The sequence below is a fragment of the Exiguobacterium sp. PFWT01 genome, assembly GCF_018255795.1.
Taxonomy (GTDB): domain Bacteria; phylum Bacillota; class Bacilli; order Exiguobacteriales; family Exiguobacteriaceae; genus Exiguobacterium.
Genome location: NZ_CP073755.1, coordinates 62,389 through 85,000 on the forward strand (window position 1 = coordinate 62,389; position 22,612 = coordinate 85,000).

20 protein-coding genes and 2 tRNA genes (1 of these 22 cut by a window edge) are annotated in these 22,612 nt (G+C 50.1%); all 22 read left to right on the plus strand.

Translation table 11 applies throughout. The annotated features are described in order from the left end of the window. Positions 1-21 precede the first annotated feature (21 nt). A complete protein-coding gene (gene mfd / locus KD909_RS00350; RefSeq protein ID WP_053001397.1) occupies positions 22-3,549 on the plus strand; it encodes a transcription-repair coupling factor in 3,528 nt (1,175 codons plus the stop codon). Beyond that, complete coding sequence (locus KD909_RS00355; protein WP_211782046.1) at positions 3,533-5,080, plus strand: polysaccharide biosynthesis protein; 1,548 nt, start codon at positions 3,533-3,535, stop codon at positions 5,078-5,080. The genes mfd and KD909_RS00355 overlap by 17 nt, the downstream gene beginning before the upstream one ends. Position 5,081: 1 nt before the next feature. Next, entirely contained in the window at positions 5,082-6,497 is a 1,416-nt protein-coding gene (gene mazG, locus KD909_RS00360) for a bifunctional methyltransferase/pyrophosphohydrolase YabN (RefSeq protein WP_012727727.1), read from the plus strand. Further along, entirely contained in the window at positions 6,494-6,766 is a 273-nt protein-coding gene (locus tag KD909_RS00365) for an RNA-binding S4 domain-containing protein (protein ID WP_012727726.1), read from the plus strand. The genes mazG and KD909_RS00365 overlap by 4 nt, the downstream gene beginning before the upstream one ends. A 42-nt stretch (positions 6,767-6,808) precedes the next feature. Further along, positions 6,809-7,183, plus strand: a complete 375-nt coding sequence (locus tag KD909_RS00370) for an FtsB family cell division protein (protein WP_012727725.1) — start codon at positions 6,809-6,811, stop codon at positions 7,181-7,183. A gap of 74 nt (positions 7,184-7,257) precedes the next feature. Continuing rightward, positions 7,258-7,770 carry a S1 domain-containing RNA-binding protein gene (locus KD909_RS00375; RefSeq protein WP_012727724.1) on the plus strand — a complete coding sequence of 171 codons (513 nt, stop codon included), beginning with the start codon at positions 7,258-7,260 and terminating at the stop codon, positions 7,768-7,770. Positions 7,771-7,973: 203 nt separating this feature from the next. Further along, a complete protein-coding gene (locus KD909_RS00380; protein WP_211782047.1) occupies positions 7,974-10,586 on the plus strand; it encodes a YhgE/Pip domain-containing protein in 2,613 nt (870 codons plus the stop codon). A gap of 142 nt (positions 10,587-10,728) precedes the next feature. Then, positions 10,729-10,805, plus strand: a tRNA-Met gene (locus tag KD909_RS00385). A gap of 9 nt (positions 10,806-10,814) precedes the next feature. Beyond that, positions 10,815-10,886 (plus strand) — tRNA-Glu (locus KD909_RS00390). A 68-nt stretch (positions 10,887-10,954) separates the two neighbouring features. After that, complete coding sequence (gene tilS, locus KD909_RS00395) at positions 10,955-12,181, plus strand: tRNA lysidine(34) synthetase TilS (protein ID WP_211782048.1); 1,227 nt, start codon at positions 10,955-10,957, stop codon at positions 12,179-12,181. A gap of 35 nt (positions 12,182-12,216) precedes the next feature. Continuing rightward, a complete protein-coding gene (hpt, locus tag KD909_RS00400; protein WP_012727721.1) occupies positions 12,217-12,762 on the plus strand; it encodes a hypoxanthine phosphoribosyltransferase in 546 nt (181 codons plus the stop codon). A gap of 105 nt (positions 12,763-12,867) precedes the next feature. Beyond that, positions 12,868-14,892: an ATP-dependent zinc metalloprotease FtsH gene (ftsH, locus tag KD909_RS00405; RefSeq protein WP_211782049.1), complete on the plus strand. Its 2,025-nt coding sequence runs from the start codon at positions 12,868-12,870 to the stop codon at positions 14,890-14,892. 93 nt (positions 14,893-14,985) lie between these two features. Continuing rightward, positions 14,986-15,750: a type III pantothenate kinase gene (locus KD909_RS00410; RefSeq protein ID WP_012727719.1), complete on the plus strand. Its 765-nt coding sequence runs from the start codon at positions 14,986-14,988 to the stop codon at positions 15,748-15,750. Positions 15,751-15,769: 19 nt separating this feature from the next. After that, positions 15,770-16,699, plus strand: coding sequence for an Hsp33 family molecular chaperone HslO (gene hslO / locus KD909_RS00415; RefSeq protein ID WP_012727718.1), 930 nt, complete (start codon positions 15,770-15,772; stop codon positions 16,697-16,699). Between the two features lie 84 nt (positions 16,700-16,783). Then, positions 16,784-17,737, plus strand: coding sequence for a cysteine synthase A (cysK, locus tag KD909_RS00420; RefSeq protein WP_012727717.1), 954 nt, complete (start codon positions 16,784-16,786; stop codon positions 17,735-17,737). A gap of 94 nt (positions 17,738-17,831) precedes the next feature. Next, complete coding sequence (locus tag KD909_RS00425) at positions 17,832-19,211, plus strand: anthranilate synthase component I family protein (protein WP_305826682.1); 1,380 nt, start codon at positions 17,832-17,834, stop codon at positions 19,209-19,211. Beyond that, entirely contained in the window at positions 19,208-19,792 is a 585-nt protein-coding gene (gene pabA / locus KD909_RS00430; RefSeq protein WP_031421833.1) for an aminodeoxychorismate/anthranilate synthase component II, read from the plus strand. Before KD909_RS00425 ends, pabA begins: the two co-directional genes overlap by 4 nt. After that, on the plus strand, positions 19,776-20,594 hold the full coding sequence (locus KD909_RS00435; RefSeq protein ID WP_211782050.1) for an aminotransferase class IV: 819 nt from the start codon (positions 19,776-19,778) through the stop codon (positions 20,592-20,594). Before pabA ends, KD909_RS00435 begins: the two co-directional genes overlap by 17 nt. A gap of 11 nt (positions 20,595-20,605) precedes the next feature. Continuing rightward, positions 20,606-21,391, plus strand: a complete 786-nt coding sequence (gene folP, locus KD909_RS00440; protein WP_211782051.1) for a dihydropteroate synthase — start codon at positions 20,606-20,608, stop codon at positions 21,389-21,391. Beyond that, a complete protein-coding gene (gene folB / locus KD909_RS00445) occupies positions 21,384-21,749 on the plus strand; it encodes a dihydroneopterin aldolase (protein WP_012727712.1) in 366 nt (121 codons plus the stop codon). Before folP ends, folB begins: the two co-directional genes overlap by 8 nt. After that, positions 21,746-22,243 carry a 2-amino-4-hydroxy-6-hydroxymethyldihydropteridine diphosphokinase gene (gene folK / locus KD909_RS00450; RefSeq protein WP_211782052.1) on the plus strand — a complete coding sequence of 166 codons (498 nt, stop codon included), beginning with the start codon at positions 21,746-21,748 and terminating at the stop codon, positions 22,241-22,243. The genes folB and folK overlap by 4 nt, the downstream gene beginning before the upstream one ends. 70 nt (positions 22,244-22,313) lie before the next feature. Further along, positions 22,314-22,612: the beginning of a tRNA dihydrouridine synthase DusB gene (gene dusB, locus KD909_RS00455; RefSeq protein ID WP_235189296.1), read on the plus strand. The gene runs 640 nt beyond the window's last position; 299 of the gene's 939 nt are visible here — the first part of the coding sequence; the start codon lies at positions 22,314-22,316; the stop codon falls past the right edge of the window.

Below are 22,612 nucleotides of genomic sequence, written 5' to 3' on the forward strand. Positions count from 1 at the left end.
GTATGAGTTGGAGGAAAACAAATGAATGCTTTAGAGAGATTTATGGTGGCGCTCCCTGAAACGAATGTGATTCGAGAGCGACTCCAAAAAGTGGACCGTCAATTGGTGACGGGGTTGACGACAAGCGCGAAAGCCCTCGTCTTGGCGGGACTCGTGAAATCGTCATCGAGACGTCTCGTCGTCGTGACGCATAACATGTATCAAGCCCAAAAGATGTTCGATCAACTTGAATCACTCATCGGTCCGGACAAAACGCTCTTATATCCAATCGATGAGACGCTAGCAGGTGAACTGTCACTGACGTCTAGTCCGGAACTGCTAGCTGCCCGAATCGATGCCCGTACTCGTCTCCTCGACCAAACAGGAGGCGTTGTTGTCGTGCCGCTTGGTGGATTACGACGCTATGTACCGAGTCCGGAAGCGTGGCAAGATAGTCGCGTTATGTTGAAGCCGGGAAGTGACCTCGATTTAGCGGATTTTGCGAAACAATTGACGGGCATGGGCTACGAACGAACGGCAACGGTGACCACACCTGGTGAATTTTCCGTACGAGGGAGCATTCTAGACGTTTATCCTCTTACGGAAGCGCGCCCATATCGAATCGATTTGTTCGACACCGAGATTGACTCCATTTTCACGTTTGACGCGGAAACGCAACGCTCGCTTGGTGTAGTGGGGGAAGTGTGCATTACGCCTGCGACCGAGTTCATCGCAACGGAGAATCAGCTGAAGCAGGCGGGCGGTGCGCTTCGGAAACAGTACGACCGAACCGTCGAGTTGATTGGAAATGAAGTCATCCGTCAAGCCCTTGAAGAAGGAGTCGTGACAGACATCGAGCGGCTTGAGCGTGGAGACCTTCCGGAGAAAGTTGGGAAGTATTCGCCATTGCTCTATACGTCCACGCTCCTTGACTACGTTGGGAAAGACGCCGTCCTCATTTTAGATGAGGTGGCACGAATCGATGACGCTGCCGACGTACAGGACCGCGAAGAGGCGGAATGGTTCTCTTCACTCATTGAAAAAGGAGAAGCCGTCAGTAATTACACGCTCGCCGTCCCGATGCATAAAGTCTTCCGCGACTTGAAGCAAGTGGCGTTCTCCTTGCTTCCGTCTCGTCGTTCGGGTATTCCGGAGAGCGATACGGTCCATTTGAGCTGTCGTCCACTACCGGCGTTCCATGGTCAGATGCATCTATTGAAACAGGAAGTCGAGCGATGGCAGCAAGGTGATCAACGCATCGTCGTACTGGCGGGAGATAAGTCGCGTGCAGATAAAATCGAAGCGCTTCTTTCCGACTATGGAATCGCCTCGACTTTCACCAATGTCGATGGAGAGTTAGAACCGAGACGTGTCTCGGTCATCATCGGTCAAATCGAAGGTGGATTCGAACTGTCGACGAGCCGTCTCGTTGTCGTATCGGAAGAAGAGTTATTCAAGCGTGTGACGAAACGAAAACGTCAGACGAAGAATTTGACGAATGCCGAACGAATCAAGAGTTACCAAGAGCTGAAGCCGAATGATTATGTCGTCCATGTACACCATGGAATCGGGAAGTACCTTGGCATTAAAACAATCGAGGTCGGTGGGATCCATCAGGATTATCTGCACCTCGTCTATGCAGGGGACGACGCCCTCTACGTGCCGGTCGACCAAATCGATCTCGTCCAAAAATATGTCGGGGCCGAAGGCAAAGAGCCGAAGATTTATAAACTCGGCGGCACCGAGTGGAAGAAAGTAAAATCGAAAGTTGCCAAATCGGTTGAAGATATTGCCGATGAGCTCATTAAATTGTACGCGGCACGAGAGGCCTCGGTCGGTTTCGCGTTCCCGCCGGACGATGAAGAGATGGGTCAGTTCGAATCTTCTTTCCCGTACGCCGAGACAGAAGATCAGGTGCGTTCGATCGCAGAAATCAAGGCGGATATGGAACGCTCCCGTCCGATGGATCGCCTTTTATGTGGAGATGTCGGATACGGGAAGACGGAAGTGGCGATTCGGGCTGCGTTCAAAGCCGTGCTCGCCGGCAAACAAGTGGCATTCCTTGTCCCGACGACCGTCCTCGCTCAACAGCATTATGAAACGATGCTCGAGCGGTTCAGTGAATTCCCGATTAACGTATCGGTCATGAGTCGTTTCCGTTCGAAGAGCGAGATGACCGCGACGAAGAAAGGGTTGAAAGAAGGTACCATCGACATCGTCGTCGGGACACACCGCGTGTTGTCAAAAGACGTGACGTTCGCCAACCTAGGTCTCGTGATCATCGATGAAGAACAACGCTTCGGCGTTAAACATAAAGAGCGTCTGAAGCAGCTGAAGACGAACATCGATGTCCTGACGCTGACGGCGACTCCGATTCCACGGACATTGCATATGTCGATGATCGGAATCCGTGATTTGTCCGTATTAGAGACACCGCCAGAGAATCGTTATCCTGTCCAAACATACGTCATGGAATACGACGGCATCGTCTTGCGTGAAGCGCTCGAACGTGAACTCGCTCGCGGAGGACAGGCGTTCTTCCTCTATAACCGCGTCGAAGGGATCGAACGAAAAGCGGAAGAGATTCGGGCCTTATTGCCCGATGCACGAATTGCAACGGCACATGGACGCATGACTGAAAGTGAGCTCGAGAGTCAGTTGATCAGCTTCCTAGAGGGCGAGGCGGATATTTTAGTCTCGACGACAATCATCGAGACAGGAATCGACATTCCAAACGTCAACACCCTCATCGTCCACGATGCGGACAAGATGGGGCTGTCCCAGCTCTACCAACTCCGAGGTCGTGTCGGACGTTCGAATCGAATCGCCTATGCGTACTTCACGTATCGGAAAGACAAGCGCTTGACGGAAGTGGCAGAAAGTCGTCTTCAAGCCATCAAAGAGTTCACGGAGCTCGGCAGTGGGTTTAAGATTGCGATGCGCGACTTGTCGATTCGCGGAGCCGGAAACTTACTCGGTGCACAACAGTCTGGATTCATCGATTCGGTCGGTTTTGACCTGTACTCACAAATGCTCTCTGAAGCCATTGAGGAACGGAAAGACCGTATGCGTGGACAAGCGAAACAAGTCGTCTTCAAACCGGAGATCACGTTCCAGGCCGATGCGTATATTCCTGATGACTACTTGTCAGATAGCGAATTGAAGATTGAGATGTACAAACGCTTCAAATATGTAGATACGCCGAGCGCGTTGTTCGCCCTTCAAGATGAACTGATTGAACGGTTTGGTGAATTCCCGGAACCGGTCGCGCTGCTCATTCAATTGACACGTCTACGTATTTATGGAGAACTGGCAAAAGTGAGTCGAATCAAGCAGACGCCAGGACGCATCGAGATTGTCTTATCAAAAGAATCGACGACGGCTCTCGATGTCCCGTCCTTCATGGAGTGGTCGATGCCTCTTGGTCGTAAGCTTGGCGTAGGGCAAGAAGACGGCGCCTTGAAACTGTCACTCAGCGGTCGGATGCCACTAACAGAGCTCTTGAATGATGCCGATACTGTATTAGAAGAACTGATGAAGCGGTTGGTAGGCGATGCGGTCGCCAAGTAAGTTTGCGCAAGGCGTCGTTCTGTTCGCCCTTGCCGGCTACGTATCGAAATTGATCAGCTTCGCTTATCGTGTCCCCTATCAAAACTTGGCGGGGGACTTCGGGCTTTATGCCTATCAAACCGTCTATCCGTTCGCGGCCATCGTGGCGTCACTCGGCATTTATGCGATGCCGGTCGTCATTGCGAAAATCGGCGTCGGTGCGAAAGGGACGAATCGTAAGTTAGAAGTCTTATGGGGAAGCTTTTACGCCTTACTCCTACTCTCGTCCATGCTTGTCGTCACGGTATGGCTGTTTGCCCCGACCCTGGCAAGGTGGCTCGGAGATGAGCAGTTAGCTCCTGCGCTACGTGTGATCAGTTTAAGTTATTTACTCATGCCGGCGTCAGCCGTGTTGCGCGGCGCATTTCAATCGAGAGATGACTTACGACCGAGCGCATGGTCGCAAGTGCTCGAGAACTTTGTCCGCGTGACGGTCATGCTATCGTTATTGTGGATTGGGGTGCGACTCGGAAAAGATGCCTATACGCTTAGCCAGTATGCGTACGGTGCGACACTCATCGGTGGGCTTGTGGCGATTGCCTTTTTAGTTTATCGCGCACGAGGAGTGCGGATTGTGAGGGTGCGCCGCGTCACGTTTCGGAGAGGAATGAAACTCTTGTTGACGACGGGTTTCGCGGTCGGATTCGCATCACTCGGGATTTTATGGATGCAACTGGTCGACTCCTTCACCATCGTCAATTTGATGGGTGGCACATATGAGGCGAAAGTGAGCAAAGGCGTGTTCGATCGAGGGTATCCGCTCGTGCAATTCGCCATCCTGTTCACCACGACCATCGGGATGGCCAATGTGCCGACGCTCGTCCGTCATTATCGGGCAGGTCATCTGCAAAAGACGACGCAGGGACTCCGGTCGATGATTCGTGTGACAACGGCGATTGCTGGTGCAGCGACTATCGGATTGATGGGTGTCATGTTTTTCTTAAATGTGGCCCTGTTTGAAGATGAATCTGGGACACGAGCCCTTGTCTTCTTAGCGACGAGCACGTTCGCTGCCTCCTTGGCGATTGCGAGCATGACATGTTTGCAGGCGATTGACCGAGAGTGGGTCGCGGCACGCAGCATGGTCGTCGCAATGTTAGTGAAAAGTGCAGTAAACGCATGGCTCGTCCCGAGTTACGGAATCGAAGGCGCGGCAATCGGAACATCCATTGGATTTTTAGCGATGGCGTTCTATAATTTCCGGGCGCTCGACCGCTCGATTCCGCTCGGGTCATTTCGATCGAAACACTATAAGTCGCTATGGAAAGCCCTCGTACCCATGCTGATTCTCATTGCCGTGTTAAACTGGCTAGGTCAGATGTGGGTCGACTCGCGAATCACTGCGTTCGGTTGGTTAATCGGAATGGTGTGTAGCGGTGCCGTCCTCTATATATGGAGACTATGGAGTACGCGAATGCTGTCACTTGCGGAATGGGAACTGATCCCGTTCGGAAGTCGTCTGCTCGACGTGCTCGAGAAAAAGGAGAACTAATATGGGTTATACAATCACGGTGGTCGGACTCGGGTCTGGTGAGTTGAATCAATTGCCGCTCGGTGTGTACCGCCATTTAAAACAGCAACCGCTCGTCTGGTTGCGCACAAAAGAACACCCTGTCGTTCAAGAGTTAGAAGCGGAAGGACTCGTGTTCGAATCATTTGATTCGGTCTATGAATCGAGTGATACGTTTGAAGAAGTATACGATCAAATTGTCGAGACGTTATTGAGTAAAAGTGAAGAAATGGCGATCACATACGCCGTACCGGGCCACCCGTTCGTAGCGGAACGGACCGTCGAACTATTGGTGGAACGGGGGGCCGATCTTCATGTGCTCGGTGGACAAAGCTTCCTCGATGCCATGTTCCAGGCGCTCCGGATCGATCCAATCAATGGATTTCAACTGCTTGATGCGACCGCACTCGACCTTGAACGTTTGCAGGTGACTCAACATGTCCTCATCGGGCAAGTGTACGATGGATTCGTGGCGGGTGACGTCAAAGTGCAATTGATGGAAAGGTATCCGGATGACCATCCCGTCACCCTTGTGACGGCAGCCGGTACGACAGAAGAGCGGATCGCGCACATCCCGTTATTCGAAATGGACCGGATGGCGGAAGTGAACAACTTGACGACGCTCTACGTTCCGCCGCTCGAGGATGAATCGTATTTGGCGAAGGATTTTGCGACACTCAAACAAATCATCGCAACGCTTCGAGGACCAGACGGGTGCCCGTGGGATCGTAAACAGACGCATGCGTCACTTCGCAAGTATCTATTAGAAGAGGCGTATGAGTTGATTGAAGCGATCAATGCAGAAGACGATGATGCCATCATCGAAGAACTCGGTGACGTCTTGCTCCAAGTGATGTTGCATGCTCAAATCGGAGAAGATGAAGGCTATTTCGATATTCGTGACGTAATCGGTTCCATCAGTGAGAAGATGGTACGCCGCCATCCGCACGTCTTTGGCGATGTCACCGTCGAAGATGCCTCTGACGTGGTGAAAAACTGGAATACGATTAAACAGACGGAAAAAGGGGAAAAGAAACAATCGCAACTCGATGGTGTTCTCGTCGACCAACCTTCATTGATGCGAGCGGAGCAACTTCAAAAGAAAGCGGCTCACGTCGGATTTGAGTGGGATGACGTATCCGGTGCCTTCGAAAAACTGGAAGAAGAGTTAAAAGAATGGCATGAAGACCTAAGTGATGAATCGGAACTTGGAGACGTATTGTTCTCCATCGTGAACATTGCGCGATACGTCGGGCTGAATGCCGAGCAAGCATTAGAACAGACGAACCGAAAGTTCAAACGTCGATTCGAGTATGTGGAAGCGAACGGTGACCTTCACCAGATGACACTCGAACAGATGGATGCGCTTTGGAACGAGGCAAAGGAGAAAGGTTTATGAGACTAGATAAGTTTTTAAAAGTGTCACGTCTAATCAAGCGTCGCACGTTGGCAAAAGAAGTGGCGGACCAAGGACGAATTCAACTGAATGGGCAAGTCGCGAAGGCGAGTACAGAAGTCAAAGTCGGAGATGAGTTACAAATTCGCTTCGGAAACAAACTCGTCACGGTCGTCATCGATTCAATCGCAGAACATGCACGTAAAGAAGATGCGAAAGAAATGTATCGTTTACTTAAAGAAGAGAAGATGGACGGTAGTATCAACTCATAAAAAAAAGTATACTTAATGTATTAAGAGGAGGGGGATGAGGCGATGAACGGACGTAATCCGATGGATCGACAACGACGCATTCGAGCGCTAGATGAGCGTAGAGAACAGCTAGAAAAAGATACACATCGCCGACGAGTTCATCTTCGACGTCGTTTGGCGGCAGCCTCTCTCCTGTTTTTATTTGTCATGGTGTTGATTGGACAGAGTTACTTCTCGAAAGTAGGGTATGTATCGGACCAGCAACAAGCTTACGCACAAGCGAAAGTGGAGTTGCGTGAACAGCAGGCCGAACAGGATGAGTTGAAAGAGCAAGTGGAACGGTTACAGGATGAGGATTATATCGCGAACTTAGCACGAAACGAACTGCTTTTCTCTAAAGATGGCGAGATTATTTTCTACTTCTCCCCAGAGGAATAAGTCGGTTCGTTGACCGTTAGGGAAACGACTCGTATAATTAGGAAGAATCAATCAAAAAAGGAGTACATTATTTTATGTCAATTGAAGTAGGAAGCAAGGTACAAGGTAAGGTTACAGGGATTACGCATTTCGGAGCGTTCGTCGAGCTCCCAAATGGCAAGACAGGATTAGTACACATCAGTGAAGTGGCAGACTCTTACGTCAAAGACATTAATGAAGTGTTGACTGTCGGTCAAGAAGTCACGGTAAAAGTGTTGAACGTCGAAAATGATGGGAAAATCGGGTTGTCCATCAAGAAAGCAGTCGACCGTCCTGTAAGCGAACGTCCTGAGCGTCCTGAGCGTCCAGCTGGTGAGCGTTTCTCTCGTGGCCCACGTCCAGGCGGCCCAGGTCAAGGTGGTCCACGCGGTGGCGGCGGTCCGCGCGGTGGCGGTCCACGTGGTGGCGGTCGTCGTGAACAGCGTCGCGAACCAGAAACATTCGATACATTGATGAGTAAGTTCTTGAAAGATAGCGACGAGCGTCTTTCGACGTTGAAACGTCAAACAGACTCAAAACGCGGTGGACGCGGAGCCAAGCGCGGGTAATCCTTCGTATACCAATTAGCTTCTACTCGTAACCATAGAGGTCTTGTAATGAGACGAGCCATGAACATTTTCGTTCATGGCTTTTTTTCTGTTTAAAAATTTTATAAAAAATAACTAAAAGAGTTGCTTTTTTTCGAGGAAGGGAGCAAAATAGGGAACATGAAAAAATAGTTATGTTTTATAAGTGAAGGTGGAGAGAAAAAATGAATGGATGGAAACTGTGGACGGCGGAGTGGCGAAGTATCTTTAAGAACCCACGTGTGTTGGTTCCGATTCTCGCAGTCGCACTCGTACCGTTAATGTACGCCGGTATGTTCTTATGGGCTTTTTGGGATCCGTATGGACAGATGAAAGATTTGCCGGTCGCCATCGTCAATGAAGACAAAGGGGCAACGTTTGAAGGAGAGTCGCTTGCAATCGGAGATGACCTCATTGATAAGCTGCTGGATTCGGAGGCGTTCGAGTTCGTCGAAACGACGAAGAAAGAAGCGGAATCTGGACTGAAAGACCATGACTACTACATGGCGATGGAGATTCCAGAAAACTTTTCAGAAAAAGCGACGACTGCTTTAGATGAACATCCGGAGCAACTCGAACTGAAGTATATCGCAAATGAATCGTATAACTTCTTAGCCGCACAAATCGGTGGTTCCGCGATGGAACAAGTCAAAGCGGAACTGTCGACCGAAGTCTCGAAACAGTATGTCAGTGCGTTGAAAGACGGGTTGAACGATGTGGCAGACGGACTCGGTGAGGCCGCAGATGGTGCAACGACACTTGCGGACGGCTCAACGTCAGCGAAAGACGGTGCCGTCAAGCTAGCGGACGGGACGAAGCTTCTCGCTTCGAAACAACGTGAGCTCGCGGATGGAGCAAGCCAATTAAACGATGGGATGACTCAGTTGGCGGATGGTTCATCTGAACTCGCGGATGGGACGAAGCTTCTCGCTTCGAAACAACGGGAACTCGCGAATGGAGCAAGTCAATTACGTGATGGTGTTTCGCAATTGGCTGATGGCTCATCTGCACTCGCGGATGGCAGTCAACAAGTGTACGAGGGCTCAGCCTCACTTGCGGACGGGGTCCATCGTGTCAGCGAGGGCGCTTCTGCCTTACAAGGCGGGACGAGCCAACTCGTTGACGGAACAGGGGCGTTCGCATCGAAACTAGATGAGCTGCACACAGGTGCGAAGACGTTGAATCAAGGTGTTCAAGACCTTGCTGCCGGAATCGAGCGCTCAAAAGAGGGGGCATCTGCATTACAGGATGGTGCTACAAAACTCACAGGAGCGTTGACTCAGGCGAAGGATGGCAACGCGGCACTTGTTGCGGGTCAAACAGACGTGGTCAATGGGATCGGACAAATGAAGTCCGAATTGACTGCGAAACAAGATGAGTTGATTGGACAATTGACAGCACTCGCTGAGTCGGGTCAATCGGCATCACCTGAAATGCTTCAAGCCATCGCGGCACAACTGAGCGAAGGGAAGCAAGAGACGGCAGCCGGGTTTGATCAACTATCCGCTGGTGCTGCAAAAGTGAAAGAAGGACAGGTCGCACTTGGTGCAGGTCTTGATCAGGCAGGTACAGGTGCAAACAAACTGTCGACTGGACTTTCTGACTTGAGTGCCGGTCAAACGAAATTAGCCGAAGGTGCGAACGCGTTGGCAAGTGGTTCAAGTCAAATCGAGCAAGGTACGCAAACGGCGGCCGATCGTTCCCAAGAACTTGTGTCAGCGAGTGCGAAGCTCAATCAAGGCGCGACACAACTTCAAGATGGGACAACTGAACTCGCCGTTGGAAGTGACAAGCTTGTAGACGCGACCGGACAGTTGTCTGAAGGTAGCGAAAAGCTTGCGGATGGAGCGAAGAGCGCAAGCACCGGTACAAGTGAATTGGTGAATGGTGCGAATCAGTTAGCGGATGGTGGTCAAAAGCTACAGTCAGGAAGCCGTGAACTGGCCGAAGGCGCGAAGAGTGCCGGAGCCGGAACGAGCAAGCTGACGGATGGCGCGAATCAGCTCGCGAATGGTGGAGAAGAACTTTCAGACGGTAGCGGTGAACTCGCTGACGGCATGAAGGAGCTCGCATCAGGTAGCGACGAACTTCGTGACGCCTTAGTGAAAGGTGCGAAAGACGCAGACATCGGTTTAACGGATGACAACGTCGAGATGATGGCCGGTCCAGTGTCGCTCGTCGACAACTCGATTCACGAGGTGCCTAACTATGGTACTGGATTCGCTCCATACTTCATGTCACTCGGACTTTTCGTTGGGGCACTCCTTCTCTCGATCGTTTATCCGTTATACGATCCAGCAGGACGTCCGAAACGTAGTCTATCGTGGGTATTGTCGAAATCTGGTGTCCTCATGGTCGTCGGATTCCTGCAAGCCTTGATTCTCGATGTGGCGATGGTGCAACTGCTCGGTCTTGAAGTGAGCGAACCGTTGAAATTCTTCGGTTTCAGCTGGTTGACGAGTATCACGTTCCTCTTTATCGTACAGTTGCTCGTGACAACACTCGGAAACCCTGGACGCTTCGTGGCGATCGTCTTGTTGATTTTACAATTGACGACGTCAGCCGGGACGTTCCCACTTGAATTGATTCCAAGAGCGTTGCAACCGTTCAATGCACTGCTTCCAATGACGTATACGGTTGCCGGATATAAAGAAATTTTATCGGCAGACGGTGCGCAGTACTTGCAGACGGCGACAACCTATTTAGTATTTGTGGCTGCCGGATGCTTTGCCTTACTATGGGCATACTTCCGCATTGCATGGAAGAAAAAATATCGTCAAGTCGCATCAGAAGCATGATGTAAAAACGGTACAAAATCGTGTATAGTGGTTAAGACGACACTATGCACGATTTTTTTCTTAAAAAAATATAAAAAAAGAATTGACACTCGAATGGTGACTGGTTATTATAGAAAATGTGCTTAGGACACAACAATAACATGGCGGTGTAGCTCAGCTGGCTAGAGCGTACGGTTCATACCCGTGAGGTCGTGGGTTCGACTCCCTCCGCCGCTACCATTTTATTTAGGCCCGTTGGTCAAGCGGTTAAGACACCGCCCTTTCACGGCGGTAACACGGGTTCGAATCCCGTACGGGTCACTTAACCTAAGCGTAAAGAAGCCATCTCAATCGAGATGGCTTCTTTTGTTATATCAAGGAGGGAATTCATGAAAAAGGTACTCGTCGCTGTGTCCGGTGGAGTCGATTCCATCGTCTTGTTGGACCGTCTCGTCAAGCAAGGATGGGATGTGGGGGTAGCGCACGTCCATCATGGCTTACGAGAAGCATCAGATGAAGAGTACACGTTCGTCGCGCACGTAGCGGCATCCTATCAAGTCGCGTTTCATGGGACGCGTCTCCATTTTCAAGAAGGAGCGTCACAGGCTCATTACCGTAAGGCCCGTTATCACTTTTTTGAAGACGTCATGAATGAACATGGATATGATACACTGGCCACGGCTCATCATGCGGATGATGTATTGGAGACGGTGCTCATTCAACTTCACCGAAACGTGATCGAAGTGAAAGGAATTCCCGAGAGAAGAACGTTCGGGCGTGGGACGTTGATCCGTCCTTTATTAAAAGAAACAAAGGCGCAACTCATCGAGTACGCTAGGAAGAACGAACTTGCCTGGAGGGAAGATGCCACCAATCAGGAAATGAACTATTTACGGAACCGGATCCGTCACGAAATCATTCCGAGGCTGAAACAAGTGTGGCCGACAGTCGTTGACGATGTATACGATACGGCGAAACAGGTATACGCTGAATGGGACAGGCGTTACCAGTCATGTGAGCAATGGATTGAAGCAAACGTAGAGCTTGGAATGAAAGCGTTTCATGTGAAACTTGATGAATTCAATCGCTTATCCTCGCTCGAACGGTATACGGTCGCTCGCTTGCTATCCCGTCGCTATGGGGTAGAGGTCAATGAGGCGCTTGAGAAGCTAAGGACAAGTCAAAAGGATACCGGGACATACCACCTGTCGGGTGAGTGGTTCATGATGAAGCAGAATAGGGTACTTAATCTTGTACAACGTTCAGCAGAAGCGTCACTTCATCCCATTCAGGTCGAGTCGTTGCCGGCTGTCGTTCAATTTGGAAAGCGCACGGTTTCGCTGTCCATCGAAGAAGGGCGAGAAGGTATTCCACTAAATGAAATCACTTGCCCGTTTACGATTCGTTCGCTCGCTCCGGGGGACCGGATGAAGTTGAACGTGGGGACAAAAAAAGTGTCCCGCATCCTAATCGATGAAAAGGTTGAGCGAACCATTCGACCGACTCTCCCGTTGCTTGAGGACGCCTCAGGGCGAATTCTCGCGATTGTCGGGGTAAGAGTTTCAGATTTTCTAGACAAGTCGGATGCGATTTGTCTACGATTAATGGTAAAATGATGATTGTGTCGAAACAGAAAGAGGAGGATTTCAAGATGTCATTAATGAACGATATGGAGAAAATTTTAATCTCACGTGAAGAGATTCAAGAAAAGGTGAAAGAACTCGCTGGAACATTGAGCGAAGACTATAAAGAAGAGTTCCCACTTCTCGTATGTGTATTGAAAGGCGCGATGCCGTTCATGTCGGACCTCGTCAAAGAAATGGACATCCATTTAGAGATGGACTTCATGGACGTGTCGACGTATCACGGAGGAACTTCTTCGACAGGTGAAGTGAAAATCGAGAAAGATTTAAATACATCTGTAGAAGGACGCGACATCTTGATTGTAGAAGATATTATTGATAGTGGATTGACGCTTGGTTATCTCGTCGATCTTCTTAAATACCGTAAAGCGAAGTCTGTGAAGATCGTCACGCTTCTCGATAAGCCGACTGGTCGTAAAAATGGTTTATCAGCAGACTATAGCGGTTTCGTGATTCCACACGAATTCGTTGTCGGCTACGGTCTCGATTATGAAGAGAAATATCGTAACCTTCCTTATGTCGGTGTGCTCAAGCCGAGCGTTTACGGGGGCTAACGTTTTTCTTTTGAAAATGTGACGTGGTAAGATAAAGGAAATCCCCAAAGTATAGGCATATACTGAATGGGCGAGAACATCGTTTCTCGGAATAGGAGGCAGAGAATGAATCGTGCAGTGAAAAACACATTGGTTTTTGGTGTGATTTTCCTAGCCTTGATCTTGTTCCTTCAATATTTGCAGAATCCGAATAGTCAGAGTGAAACGCTCTCGTATTCGAAATTCCTAGAATATGTGGAAGATGATCGGATTGAGACGGCAACCGTACAAGAAATCCCGGGGGCTATCTCGATTACAGGCGATCTTACAGGAGATGAAGACCAACGTTATGAAACAAACATTCCAGCGAACGAAGCGGAATATGCGGATGTATTAACGCAGCTTCGAGCGAATACGGATATTCAAATCGAGGAGGCTGAATCCAACAGTAGCTGGTTCAGCATCGTCTTCGCGATTTTACCGTTCATTATCATCTTCATCTTGTTCTTCTTCTTGTTGAACCAGGCGCAAGGCGGTGGCGGCGGTGGTCGTGTGATGAACTTCGGGAAATCGAAGGCGAAACTATACGACCAAGAGAAACGTCGCGTCACATTCAAAGATGTGGCTGGAGCGGATGAAGAGAAGCAAGAACTCATCGAAGTCGTTGAATTCTTGAAAGATCCTCGCAAATTCTCGAAACTCGGCGCACGTATTCCAAAAGGGGTCTTACTCGTAGGTCCTCCAGGGACAGGTAAAACACTCTTGGCTCGTGCGGTAGCCGGTGAAGCCGGTGTTCCGTTCTTCTCGATCTCAGGTTCGGACTTCGTTGAGATGTTCGTCGGGGTCGGGGCGTCACGTGTTCGTGACTTGTTCGAAAACGCGAAAAAGAATGCGCCATGTATCATCTTCATCGATGAAATCGATGCGGTCGGTCGCCAGCGTGGTGCCGGTCTCGGTGGTGGACACGATGAGCGTGAACAAACATTGAACCAACTCCTTGTTGAGATGGATGGATTCAGTGATAACGAAGGGATCATCATGGTAGCGGCGACAAACCGTCCAGATATCCTTGACCCGGCCCTCCTTCGTCCAGGTCGTTTTGACCGTCAAATCACGGTCGATCGTCCGGATGTCAAAGGGCGCGAAGAAGTATTGAAAGTCCATGCGCGCAACAAGCCACTCGATTCGACGGTGGACTTGAAGTCGATCGCACAACGTACGCCTGGTTTCTCTGGGGCAGACTTGGAGAACCTCTTGAACGAAGCGGCACTCGTTGCGGCGCGTTCGAACCGTACAGCCGTTTCAGTGGTCGATGTGGAAGAAGCGATTGACCGCGTCATCGCAGGTCCTTCGAAGAAGAGCCGCATCATCTCTGAAAAAGAGCGCAACATTGTTGCATATCACGAAGCAGGTCACACAATCATCGGTCTCGAGCTTGAGAATGCGGATGAAGTACACAAAGTGACGATCGTTCCACGCGGAAACGCGGGCGGATATGTCGTCATGCTTCCAAAAGAAGATCGTTACTTCATGACGAAACCTGAACTCGAAGACAAGATTGTCGGTCTTCTTGGTGGGCGCGTCGCTGAAGATGTCATCTTTGGTGAAGTGTCGACGGGAGCGAGCAATGACTTCCAACGTGCAACTGGTATCGCACGTAAGATGGTCATGGATTACGGGATGAGTGATAAACTCGGACCGCTCCAGCTCGGTTCAAACCATGGCGGACAAGTCTTCCTCGGTCGTGATTTCCAGACAGAGCAGAACTACTCGGATGCGATTGCGCAAGAAATCGATTTGGAGATTCGAGACATCATCAATCGCTGTTACGCGAAAGCGAAGCAGATTTTGACAGATCGTCGCGAAGATCTCGAACTCGTTGCGAAGACGTTGCTTGATGTCGAGACGCTTGACTCGAAACAGATTCGTCATTTGATCAAGACACGCGAATATCTCCCGCATGAGCCGGAAGAGGACGTGGATGGATCGACGGATGCGGATGACGCAGCGAAGAAAGATGATGCAGCCGTTCAACACGGTCAAGTCGTCGATCAACCTGAAGTTATCCAAGACAGTCAGCCGGATGTTGTACCTGAAGGCGATAAGCCAGAAGCGACACCGACAGAACGTCCGAATAACGAATCACGTTAATGAATGAGACGAATGCCCTTGACGAGGCATTCGTCTTTTTTCGTGTTATAATTCGAGCGAACTGCAATTGACAACAAAGTGAGGAACTATATCATGATTTTAGTGATTGATGTTGGAAATACAAATATTGTTCTTGGGATGTACGATGGAGACAATCTCGTACACCATTGGCGCATCTCAACGGATCGTACAAAAACGACCGACGAGTACGGCATGCTGGTGAAATCGTTATTTGATCATTCGAACGTTTCGTTCGAACAGGTCGAAGGGGTCATCTTATCCTCGGTCGTACCTCCTGTTATTTTCCCACTTGAACAAATGTCGCAACGATACTTCAATGTCCGTCCAATCGTTGTGGGACCAGGTGTGAAGACAGGGTTGGACATTCATGTCGAGAACCCTCGCGAAGTCGGGGCCGACCGAATTGTCAACGCGGTGGCTGGGATCGCCAAATATGACGGTCCGCTCATAATTGTTGATTTTGGGACGGCAACCACGTATTGTTACATCGATGAGAAACGTCGTTACCATGGCGGAATCATCTCACCAGGTATCATGATTTCAGTGGAGGCACTCTATCAGCGTGCCGCGAAACTACCTCGGATTGAATTGGCGACTCCACCGACAGTCATTGGGAAGAATACGATTCAAGCGATGCAATCAGGGACATATTATGGATATGTGGCCCAAGTGGACGGTATCGTGAACCGGATGAAGCGTGAAGTCGGTGAAGCGACTGTCATTGCAACGGGCGGGCTGGCACGATTGATCAGTGAACATGCAGAGACGATTGACCATGTGGATTCGTTCCTGACACTCGAAGGCCTCCGTCTCATTTACGAGCGTAATCAAAAGTAAACTAAAGGAGTTACATCATATGATTCATACAGAACAACAAGCATTACTCGACCAGATGAAGGATGACTATCTCGTTCGTGCCCTCGGTTTTAACGGAGAGGTTCGTGCCTTTGCCGCACGCACGACAAAAACGGTATATGAGACGCAACTTCGTCATCAAACGACACCGGTTGCTTCAGCTGCCCTCGGACGGACGATGACAATCGGTTCGATGATTGGAGCGATGCAAAAAGGTGCAGCGCGTGTCACGCTTAAAGTAGAAGGTGATGGTCCAATCGGGAAAATCATCGTAGACGCAGATACAGCAGGAGATGTTCGTGGATATGTGTCATACCCGCGTGTCGATGGCGGCACATTCGTCAACGAACAAGGAATGACGAAATTGAAAGTCGGCGAAGCCGTCGGGAAAGGAACCATCTCTGTCATTAAAGACTTAGGCTTGAAAGACTATGTCGGTGGTTCTTCAGAGATTCAAACGGGCGAAATCAGTGAAGACTTCACGTACTATTTCGCAACATCTGAGCAAGTGCCGTCAGTCGTCGGAGCGGGTGTCCTCGTCTTACCGGAAGATGAATCGATTCTTGCGGCAGGCGGAATCATCGTCCAGTTGCTCCCGAACGCTTCTGAAGAGACGGTACAAGCGCTCGAAAAAGCACTTCAGACGTTCCCACCCGTATCTGTTTTGATCGGGGAAGAAAAAACGCCAGAAGAAATGCTTCAATTACTCCTTGGCGATAGCCTTGATGTCCTCGACACGAACCCGATCCAGTTCAACTGCACATGCAGCCGTGAACGAATGGAAAGTGCCATTATCGGTCTCGGAAAAGAAGAGATTCGTCAGATGATTGAAGAAGATGGTGGAGCCGAAGCCGTATGTCATTTCTGTGGCGAAAAGTATCATTTCTCAGCGGAACAGTTAGAGACGATGAAAGTTCAGGCGCAGGCGTAAGCAACGTTCCAAATTGCATATTTTCAATTCGATAGGGTATGATAACAATATCGGAATAGTCGGAATTATGAAGGAGGAAATGCAATGCGTATCGTAAACTCAGTAACAGACTTGATTGGAAAGACTCCGATTGTGAAATTGAACGGAATGACTGGACCAGAGGATGCCAACGTGTATCTGAAGCTCGAATATATGAACCCGGGATCAAGCGTCAAAGACCGGATCGCCCTCGCCATGATCGAAGCGGCCGAAAAAGACGGTATCTTGAAGCCAGGTGATACAATCATCGAGCCAACAAGCGGAAACACGGGCATCGGGCTCGCGATGGTCAGTGCCGCAAAAGGATATAAAGCCATTCTCGTCATGCCTGAAACGATGAGCATGGAACGCCGAAACCTCCTTCGTGGATACGGGGCCGAATTGATTTTGACACCAGGACCTGAAGGGATGGGTGGAGCGATTCGTCGTGCTACTGAAGAAGCCGAGAAACATGGCTACTTCCTCCCGCAACAATTCAATAACGCAGCCAACCCGAACGTCCATGAAATGACGACGGGACCTGAGATTGTGGAGGCGTTTGAAGAATCAGGACTTTCAGTCGACGCTTTGATTGCCGGAGTCGGGACAGGCGGTACCATTACTGGAGCAGGTAAAGTCGTGAAGGCGAAGTACCCGGACGTAAAAATTCTCGCCGTTGAACCGGTCGATTCACCTGTCTTATCAGGCGGGAAGCCGGGACCTCATAAGATTCAAGGGATTGGGGCTGGATTCGTTCCATCAATCCTCGATACGGAGATTTATGAAGGGGTTCTTCAAATCACGACAGAGCAAGCGTTCGAATACGCTCGTCAGGCGGCACGTACGAACGGTGTCCTCGGTGGTATCTCTTCAGGAGCTGCCATTGCGGCAGCGCTTGATACAGCGAAACGTCTTGGTAAAGGGAAAAACGTATTGGCGATTATCCCGTCAAACGGTGAACGTTACTTGAGCACACCGCTCTATCAGTTTGATGAAGAGTCAAACGAGAGTCGCGTATAACATTTCAGGCAGTAATCGAGAGACATTCTCTTTCGATTGCTGCCTTTTCTTGTGTACAATAAAAGGCATGAATGAATAGACGGAGGAATGACATGTGAGATCGACTGCGTTCAGAACAAAGCGGATGACGAAAGAGAAGATGTATGAGGCATACATGACGTTGACAGCGGATCAACCGTATCATGCATGGTTAGAGAGTGGGAGAGCGGGACGGTATACGATTGCGGGAATCGAGCCGTTCGGTCGCTTTCATGTAAAAGATGATGTCGGACTCTTGCAAGTGGGCGATACGACCGAAACGCTATACGGAAAGCCGCTTGAGCTCGTCAGTGAGGTGCGGAAGCGATTTGAGGCCGAGCGTCCGGAAGGGGCTCCTCCTTTCTTTGGTGGCATGATCGGGTATGTTAGTTATGATGTAGCCCGGACGATTGAACGTCTCCCTGAGCAAGCGGAGGATGATTTGTCGACACCAGACGTCTCGTTTCTTCTGTTTGATGAGGTGGCGGTGTTCGATGAAGTGGATTCGACTCTGTACTTGATGGTGACGGCGGAGGAAGGTGCAGAACGTAAGGCGGACCGATTGGCGGCCATGTGGAACGTCGAGTCGCATTACGCGTTCAAGCCGACAGGGCAGTCATCGGTAGAGCGATCGCGCTCCATGTCCCAGGAAGAGTTTGTTGAAGCGGTCAAACGGATTCAGTCCTATATCGTAGAAGGGGACGTGTTCCAAGTGAACTTGAGCGTTCGGCAGTCTGAAACACTTCTCGCTGACCCGCGTCGTGTATATGATACGTTGCGACAAATGAATCCATCTCCTTATATGGGCTATTTCGTGGATGACGCTTTGACGATGGTCTCCGCTTCACCAGAGTTGTTGCTTGAAAAACATGGAACCGACATTTCGACGCGCCCGATCGCGGGTACGCGTCCACGTGGCAAAGATGATGTGGAGGACCTAGAGTTGGCGAACACGTTGCTTGAAAACGAGAAAGAGCGAGCAGAACACGTCATGCTCGTCGACCTCGAACGGAACGACCTTGGCAAGGTGGCGGCATATGGCAGCGTTCATGTTGATGAATTGATGGTGATTGAGAAATACTCACACGTGCAACATATCGTCTCGAACGTACGGGGTACGATTCGGGATGAAGTATCAGGAGCCGAAGCGCTGGCAGCGATGTTCCCAGGCGGCACCATCACCGGCGCCCCGAAAATTCGGACGATGGAAATCATCGAAGAACTCGAACCAGTTCGCCGGGGACTCTACACCGGTTCATATGGATGGTTAAGTTGGAATGACGACCTTGTCTTCAATATCACGATTCGAACGATGGTCGTGAAAGACGGAATCGCATACGTTCAAGCGGGAGCAGGTATCGTGATTGATTCGGATCCGGTCTCGGAATATGAAGAATCCCTGTCCAAAGCGAAGGCGCTATGGGCGGCGAAACACATGACGGAGGAAACGACATGATTGTATTGATCGACAACTATGACTCATTTACGTATAACTTGGTGCAATATTTCGGTGAACTCGGTCAAGAACTGGTCGTGTATCGAAACGATGAAGTCACGATTCAAGAGATTGAGGCGCTTGCCCCGAGTTATCTTGTCATTTCGCCGGGACCTTGCACTCCGAATGAGGCGGGAATTAGCGTTGAGGCAATCCGAGCGTTCGCAGGTCGTATCCCGATTTTAGGGGTTTGCCTCGGACATCAGGCGATTGCGCAAGCGTTCGGCGGAGAAGTCGTCCATGCGGAGCGGCTCATGCATGGAAAAACGTCGAAGATTCAACATGACGGAAAATCGATTTTCAAGGAGATTCCACAACAGACGATTGTGACCCGTTATCATTCGTTGGCCGTGGAGCGTTCGTCGCTACCAGAGTGTCTAATGGTCACTGCAGAGACGGAGACTGGAGAAATCATGGCACTCCGTCACCGAACGCTTCCGATCGAAGGGGTGCAATATCACCCTGAAGCGATTTTGACTGAGCATGGGAAGGAAATGATTCGAAACTTTATCGAGGAGTATCGCCATGTGGTATTGGCATAACGGAGAGTTAGTCGAACGTGAGAAGGTGTTGATCCCGGTTGAAGATCACGGTTTCTTGTATGGAATGGGCTTGTTCGAGACGTTCCGTACATATGAATTCGTCCCTTTCCTGTTCGATGCCCACTGGGAGCGCTTGATGAAGAGTCTCGATGAGTTGTGGATAGACTTCCCGTTTACGAAAGAAGAAATCGGGACGGCGATTCAGCAACTGTGCCGTCAAAACGATGCACCCGACCTCTATATCCGCTTGAACGTGTCGGCAGGAGTTGCACCACTTGGTCTCTATGCGGGGCGTTATGAGACACCGAACGTCACGTTAATAGTCAAACCGCTCTCCTCAGAAGTTGTACCACAGGAAAAGCGAGTCGAACCGATCCCGTTTCCGAGAAGTCGTCCTGAAGCGGCTTTTCGATTAAAATCGCACCATTACATGAACAATATCCTTGGGAAACGGACCTTACAAGACCAGAGTGCTGAAGGACTATTTGCGGACGAGCATGGACGTGTAGTGGAAGGGCTCGTGTCGAACATCTTTTGGATCGGTCCAGATGATCGGTTATACACGACTCCGCTCTCGAGCGGAGCACTCGCAGGTGTGACGCGACAATGGGTGATGGACCATTTCTCTGTAGTCGAACAACCCGTGACATTTGAAGAATTGACTGCAGCGAAAGAGATTTGGATGACGAATTCAATCCAACAAGTCGCTCCGGTGACGCATTATGGAAATCTGAGATACCCCGGTAAAGACGGGGTACGATTTAACGAAGTGTGGGCGAAACTCGTTCGCTCACTTGGTTAGGAGGCGGAAACATGACGAAAATCATGGGTATTTTAAACGTGACCCCGGACTCGTTTTCGGATGGGGGACGGTATACGGCAATCGAGGAAGCTGTACGACATGCGAAACAACTCGTACAAGAAGGTGCCGATGCGATTGATATCGGTGGAGAATCGACAAGGCCGGGCGCAGTACTTGTTTCCGAGGAAGAAGAGATTGAACGTGTCGTCCCAATCATCCGTCGACTGAAAAACGAAATCGATGTTCCGATTTCGATTGATACGTATAAGCCGATGGTGGCGAGAGCGGCAATCGAGGCCGGTGCGACGATCATCAATGACGTATGGGGTTCGAAATGGGGAGACCGCTCGATGGCACGTGTCGCTTTCGAATGTGGGGTTCCCATCATTCTCATGCACAACCGGGAAGACCGGGATTATCATCATTTCGTTGAAGACGTCGTCCGCGACTTGCAAGAATCAATCGACATTGCGCATGCGGCAGGCGTAAAAGATGAGCACATTTGGTTAGACCCGGGCATCGGATTTGCGAAAGACGTGGCGCAAAACCTTGAACTCATGAATCATCTCGACGTGATCACACGTCTTGGGTATCCTGTTCTGCTCGGCACGTCGCGTAAGTCGTTTATCGGGCATACGCTCGATTTACCGACAGAGGAACGGCTCGAAGGAACGATTGCGACGACGTGTCTTGGCATCATGAAAGGGTGCGACTGGGTTCGCGTGCACGACGTCAAAGCAAACGCCCGTGCTGCGAAGATGATGGATGCGATGATTGGGGGGAACGGACATGGATAAAATATTTGTGAACGGGATGCGTTTTTACGGGTATCATGGGGTGTTTGAAGAAGAAAACCGTCTCGGTCAACGGTTTCACGTGGATTTAATGTGTGAACTAGATCTCGCGCCTGCGGGACGTTCGGATGACTTGAACAATGGGGTCAGCTATGCCGGCTTGTATCAATTGACGGAAGATATTGTGACGGGAGAACCGGTCAATTTGCTGGAAACACTCGGAGAACGCATCACGACAGCCGTGTTGGCGCATAATGAGTTGATTCAACGTGTGACGGTTAAAGTGATTAAACCGGACCCACCCATCCCGGGACACTATGACTCAGTGGCAATCGAGATGACAAGGGGACGGACGTCATGATTTATATTGCATTAGGAGCAAACATTGGAGATCGGGCTGGGCAGTTGTCTGCGGCAATCGATGAGATGGAGCGAACGGGTCTCCACGTCACGAAACAGTCGTCGGTCTATGAGACGGCTCCCGTCGGATATACAGAGCAACCTTCGTTTTTTAATATGGTGGTCGAAGTCGAGAGTCGCCAATCCTCGGACGAATTGCTCAACACGCTTCAACAGATTGAACAACGATTAGGACGGGAACGTTTATTTAAGAACGGACCGCGTACCATCGACCTTGACATCCTCTTTTATAACGGGGAAGATATACAATCAGAACACTTAACGGTTCCGCATCCGCGCATGCAGGAACGTGCATTTGTTCTTGCCCCGTTAGCAGAGATCGCACCAGAACTCGTCGTTCGAGGACGGACGGTCGCCTCTTGGCTTGAAGGGTTACCAATGACGGACCGCCAAGATGTCGTCCGGTTACAGTTGCTTACGAATTTGGTGAAATGAAGGATGTGTTGTCTTGACAGGCTTTAAGATTGGAAACATAGAGATTAAAAACCGTGCAGTCCTCGCGCCGATGGCCGGCGTGACCAATCCCGCTTTCCGTTTGATTGCAAAAGAGTTCGGAGCGGGACTCGTCTGTGCCGAAATGGTCAGTGATAAAGGCATCTTGCTCGAGAATGCTCGGACGATGCGCATGCTATACGTCGATGAACGAGAGAAACCGCTCAGTTTACAAATCTTCGGCGGTTCGAAAGATACACTCGTCAGAGCGGCGCAGTACGTCGACCAAAACACCAACGCGGATATCATTGATATCAACATGGGTTGTCCCGTACCGAAAGTGACGAAGTGTGACGCAGGGGCGAAGTGGTT

Excerpts from the sequence above, each read along its gene's own strand:
- mfd (WP_053001397.1), top strand. The coding sequence starts at position 22 with ATGAATGCTTTAGAGAGATTTATGGTGGCGCTCCCTGAAACGAATGTG.
- KD909_RS00355 (WP_211782046.1), top strand. The coding sequence starts at position 3,533 with ATGCGGTCGCCAAGTAAGTTTGCGCAAGGCGTCGTTCTGTTCGCCCTT.
- mazG (WP_012727727.1), top strand. The coding sequence starts at position 5,082 with ATGGGTTATACAATCACGGTGGTCGGACTCGGGTCTGGTGAGTTGAAT.
- KD909_RS00365 (WP_012727726.1), top strand. The coding sequence starts at position 6,494 with ATGAGACTAGATAAGTTTTTAAAAGTGTCACGTCTAATCAAGCGTCGC.
- KD909_RS00370 (WP_012727725.1), top strand. The coding sequence starts at position 6,809 with ATGAACGGACGTAATCCGATGGATCGACAACGACGCATTCGAGCGCTA.
- KD909_RS00375 (WP_012727724.1), top strand. The coding sequence starts at position 7,258 with ATGTCAATTGAAGTAGGAAGCAAGGTACAAGGTAAGGTTACAGGGATT.
- KD909_RS00380 (WP_211782047.1), top strand. The coding sequence starts at position 7,974 with ATGAATGGATGGAAACTGTGGACGGCGGAGTGGCGAAGTATCTTTAAG.
- tilS (WP_211782048.1), top strand. The coding sequence starts at position 10,955 with ATGAAAAAGGTACTCGTCGCTGTGTCCGGTGGAGTCGATTCCATCGTC.
- hpt (WP_012727721.1), top strand. The coding sequence starts at position 12,217 with ATGTCATTAATGAACGATATGGAGAAAATTTTAATCTCACGTGAAGAG.
- ftsH (WP_211782049.1), top strand. The coding sequence starts at position 12,868 with ATGAATCGTGCAGTGAAAAACACATTGGTTTTTGGTGTGATTTTCCTA.
- KD909_RS00410 (WP_012727719.1), top strand. The coding sequence starts at position 14,986 with ATGATTTTAGTGATTGATGTTGGAAATACAAATATTGTTCTTGGGATG.
- hslO (WP_012727718.1), top strand. The coding sequence starts at position 15,770 with ATGATTCATACAGAACAACAAGCATTACTCGACCAGATGAAGGATGAC.
- cysK (WP_012727717.1), top strand. The coding sequence starts at position 16,784 with ATGCGTATCGTAAACTCAGTAACAGACTTGATTGGAAAGACTCCGATT.
- pabA (WP_031421833.1), top strand. The coding sequence starts at position 19,208 with ATGATTGTATTGATCGACAACTATGACTCATTTACGTATAACTTGGTG.
- KD909_RS00435 (WP_211782050.1), top strand. The coding sequence starts at position 19,776 with ATGTGGTATTGGCATAACGGAGAGTTAGTCGAACGTGAGAAGGTGTTG.
- folP (WP_211782051.1), top strand. The coding sequence starts at position 20,606 with ATGACGAAAATCATGGGTATTTTAAACGTGACCCCGGACTCGTTTTCG.
- folB (WP_012727712.1), top strand. The coding sequence starts at position 21,384 with ATGGATAAAATATTTGTGAACGGGATGCGTTTTTACGGGTATCATGGG.
- folK (WP_211782052.1), top strand. The coding sequence starts at position 21,746 with ATGATTTATATTGCATTAGGAGCAAACATTGGAGATCGGGCTGGGCAG.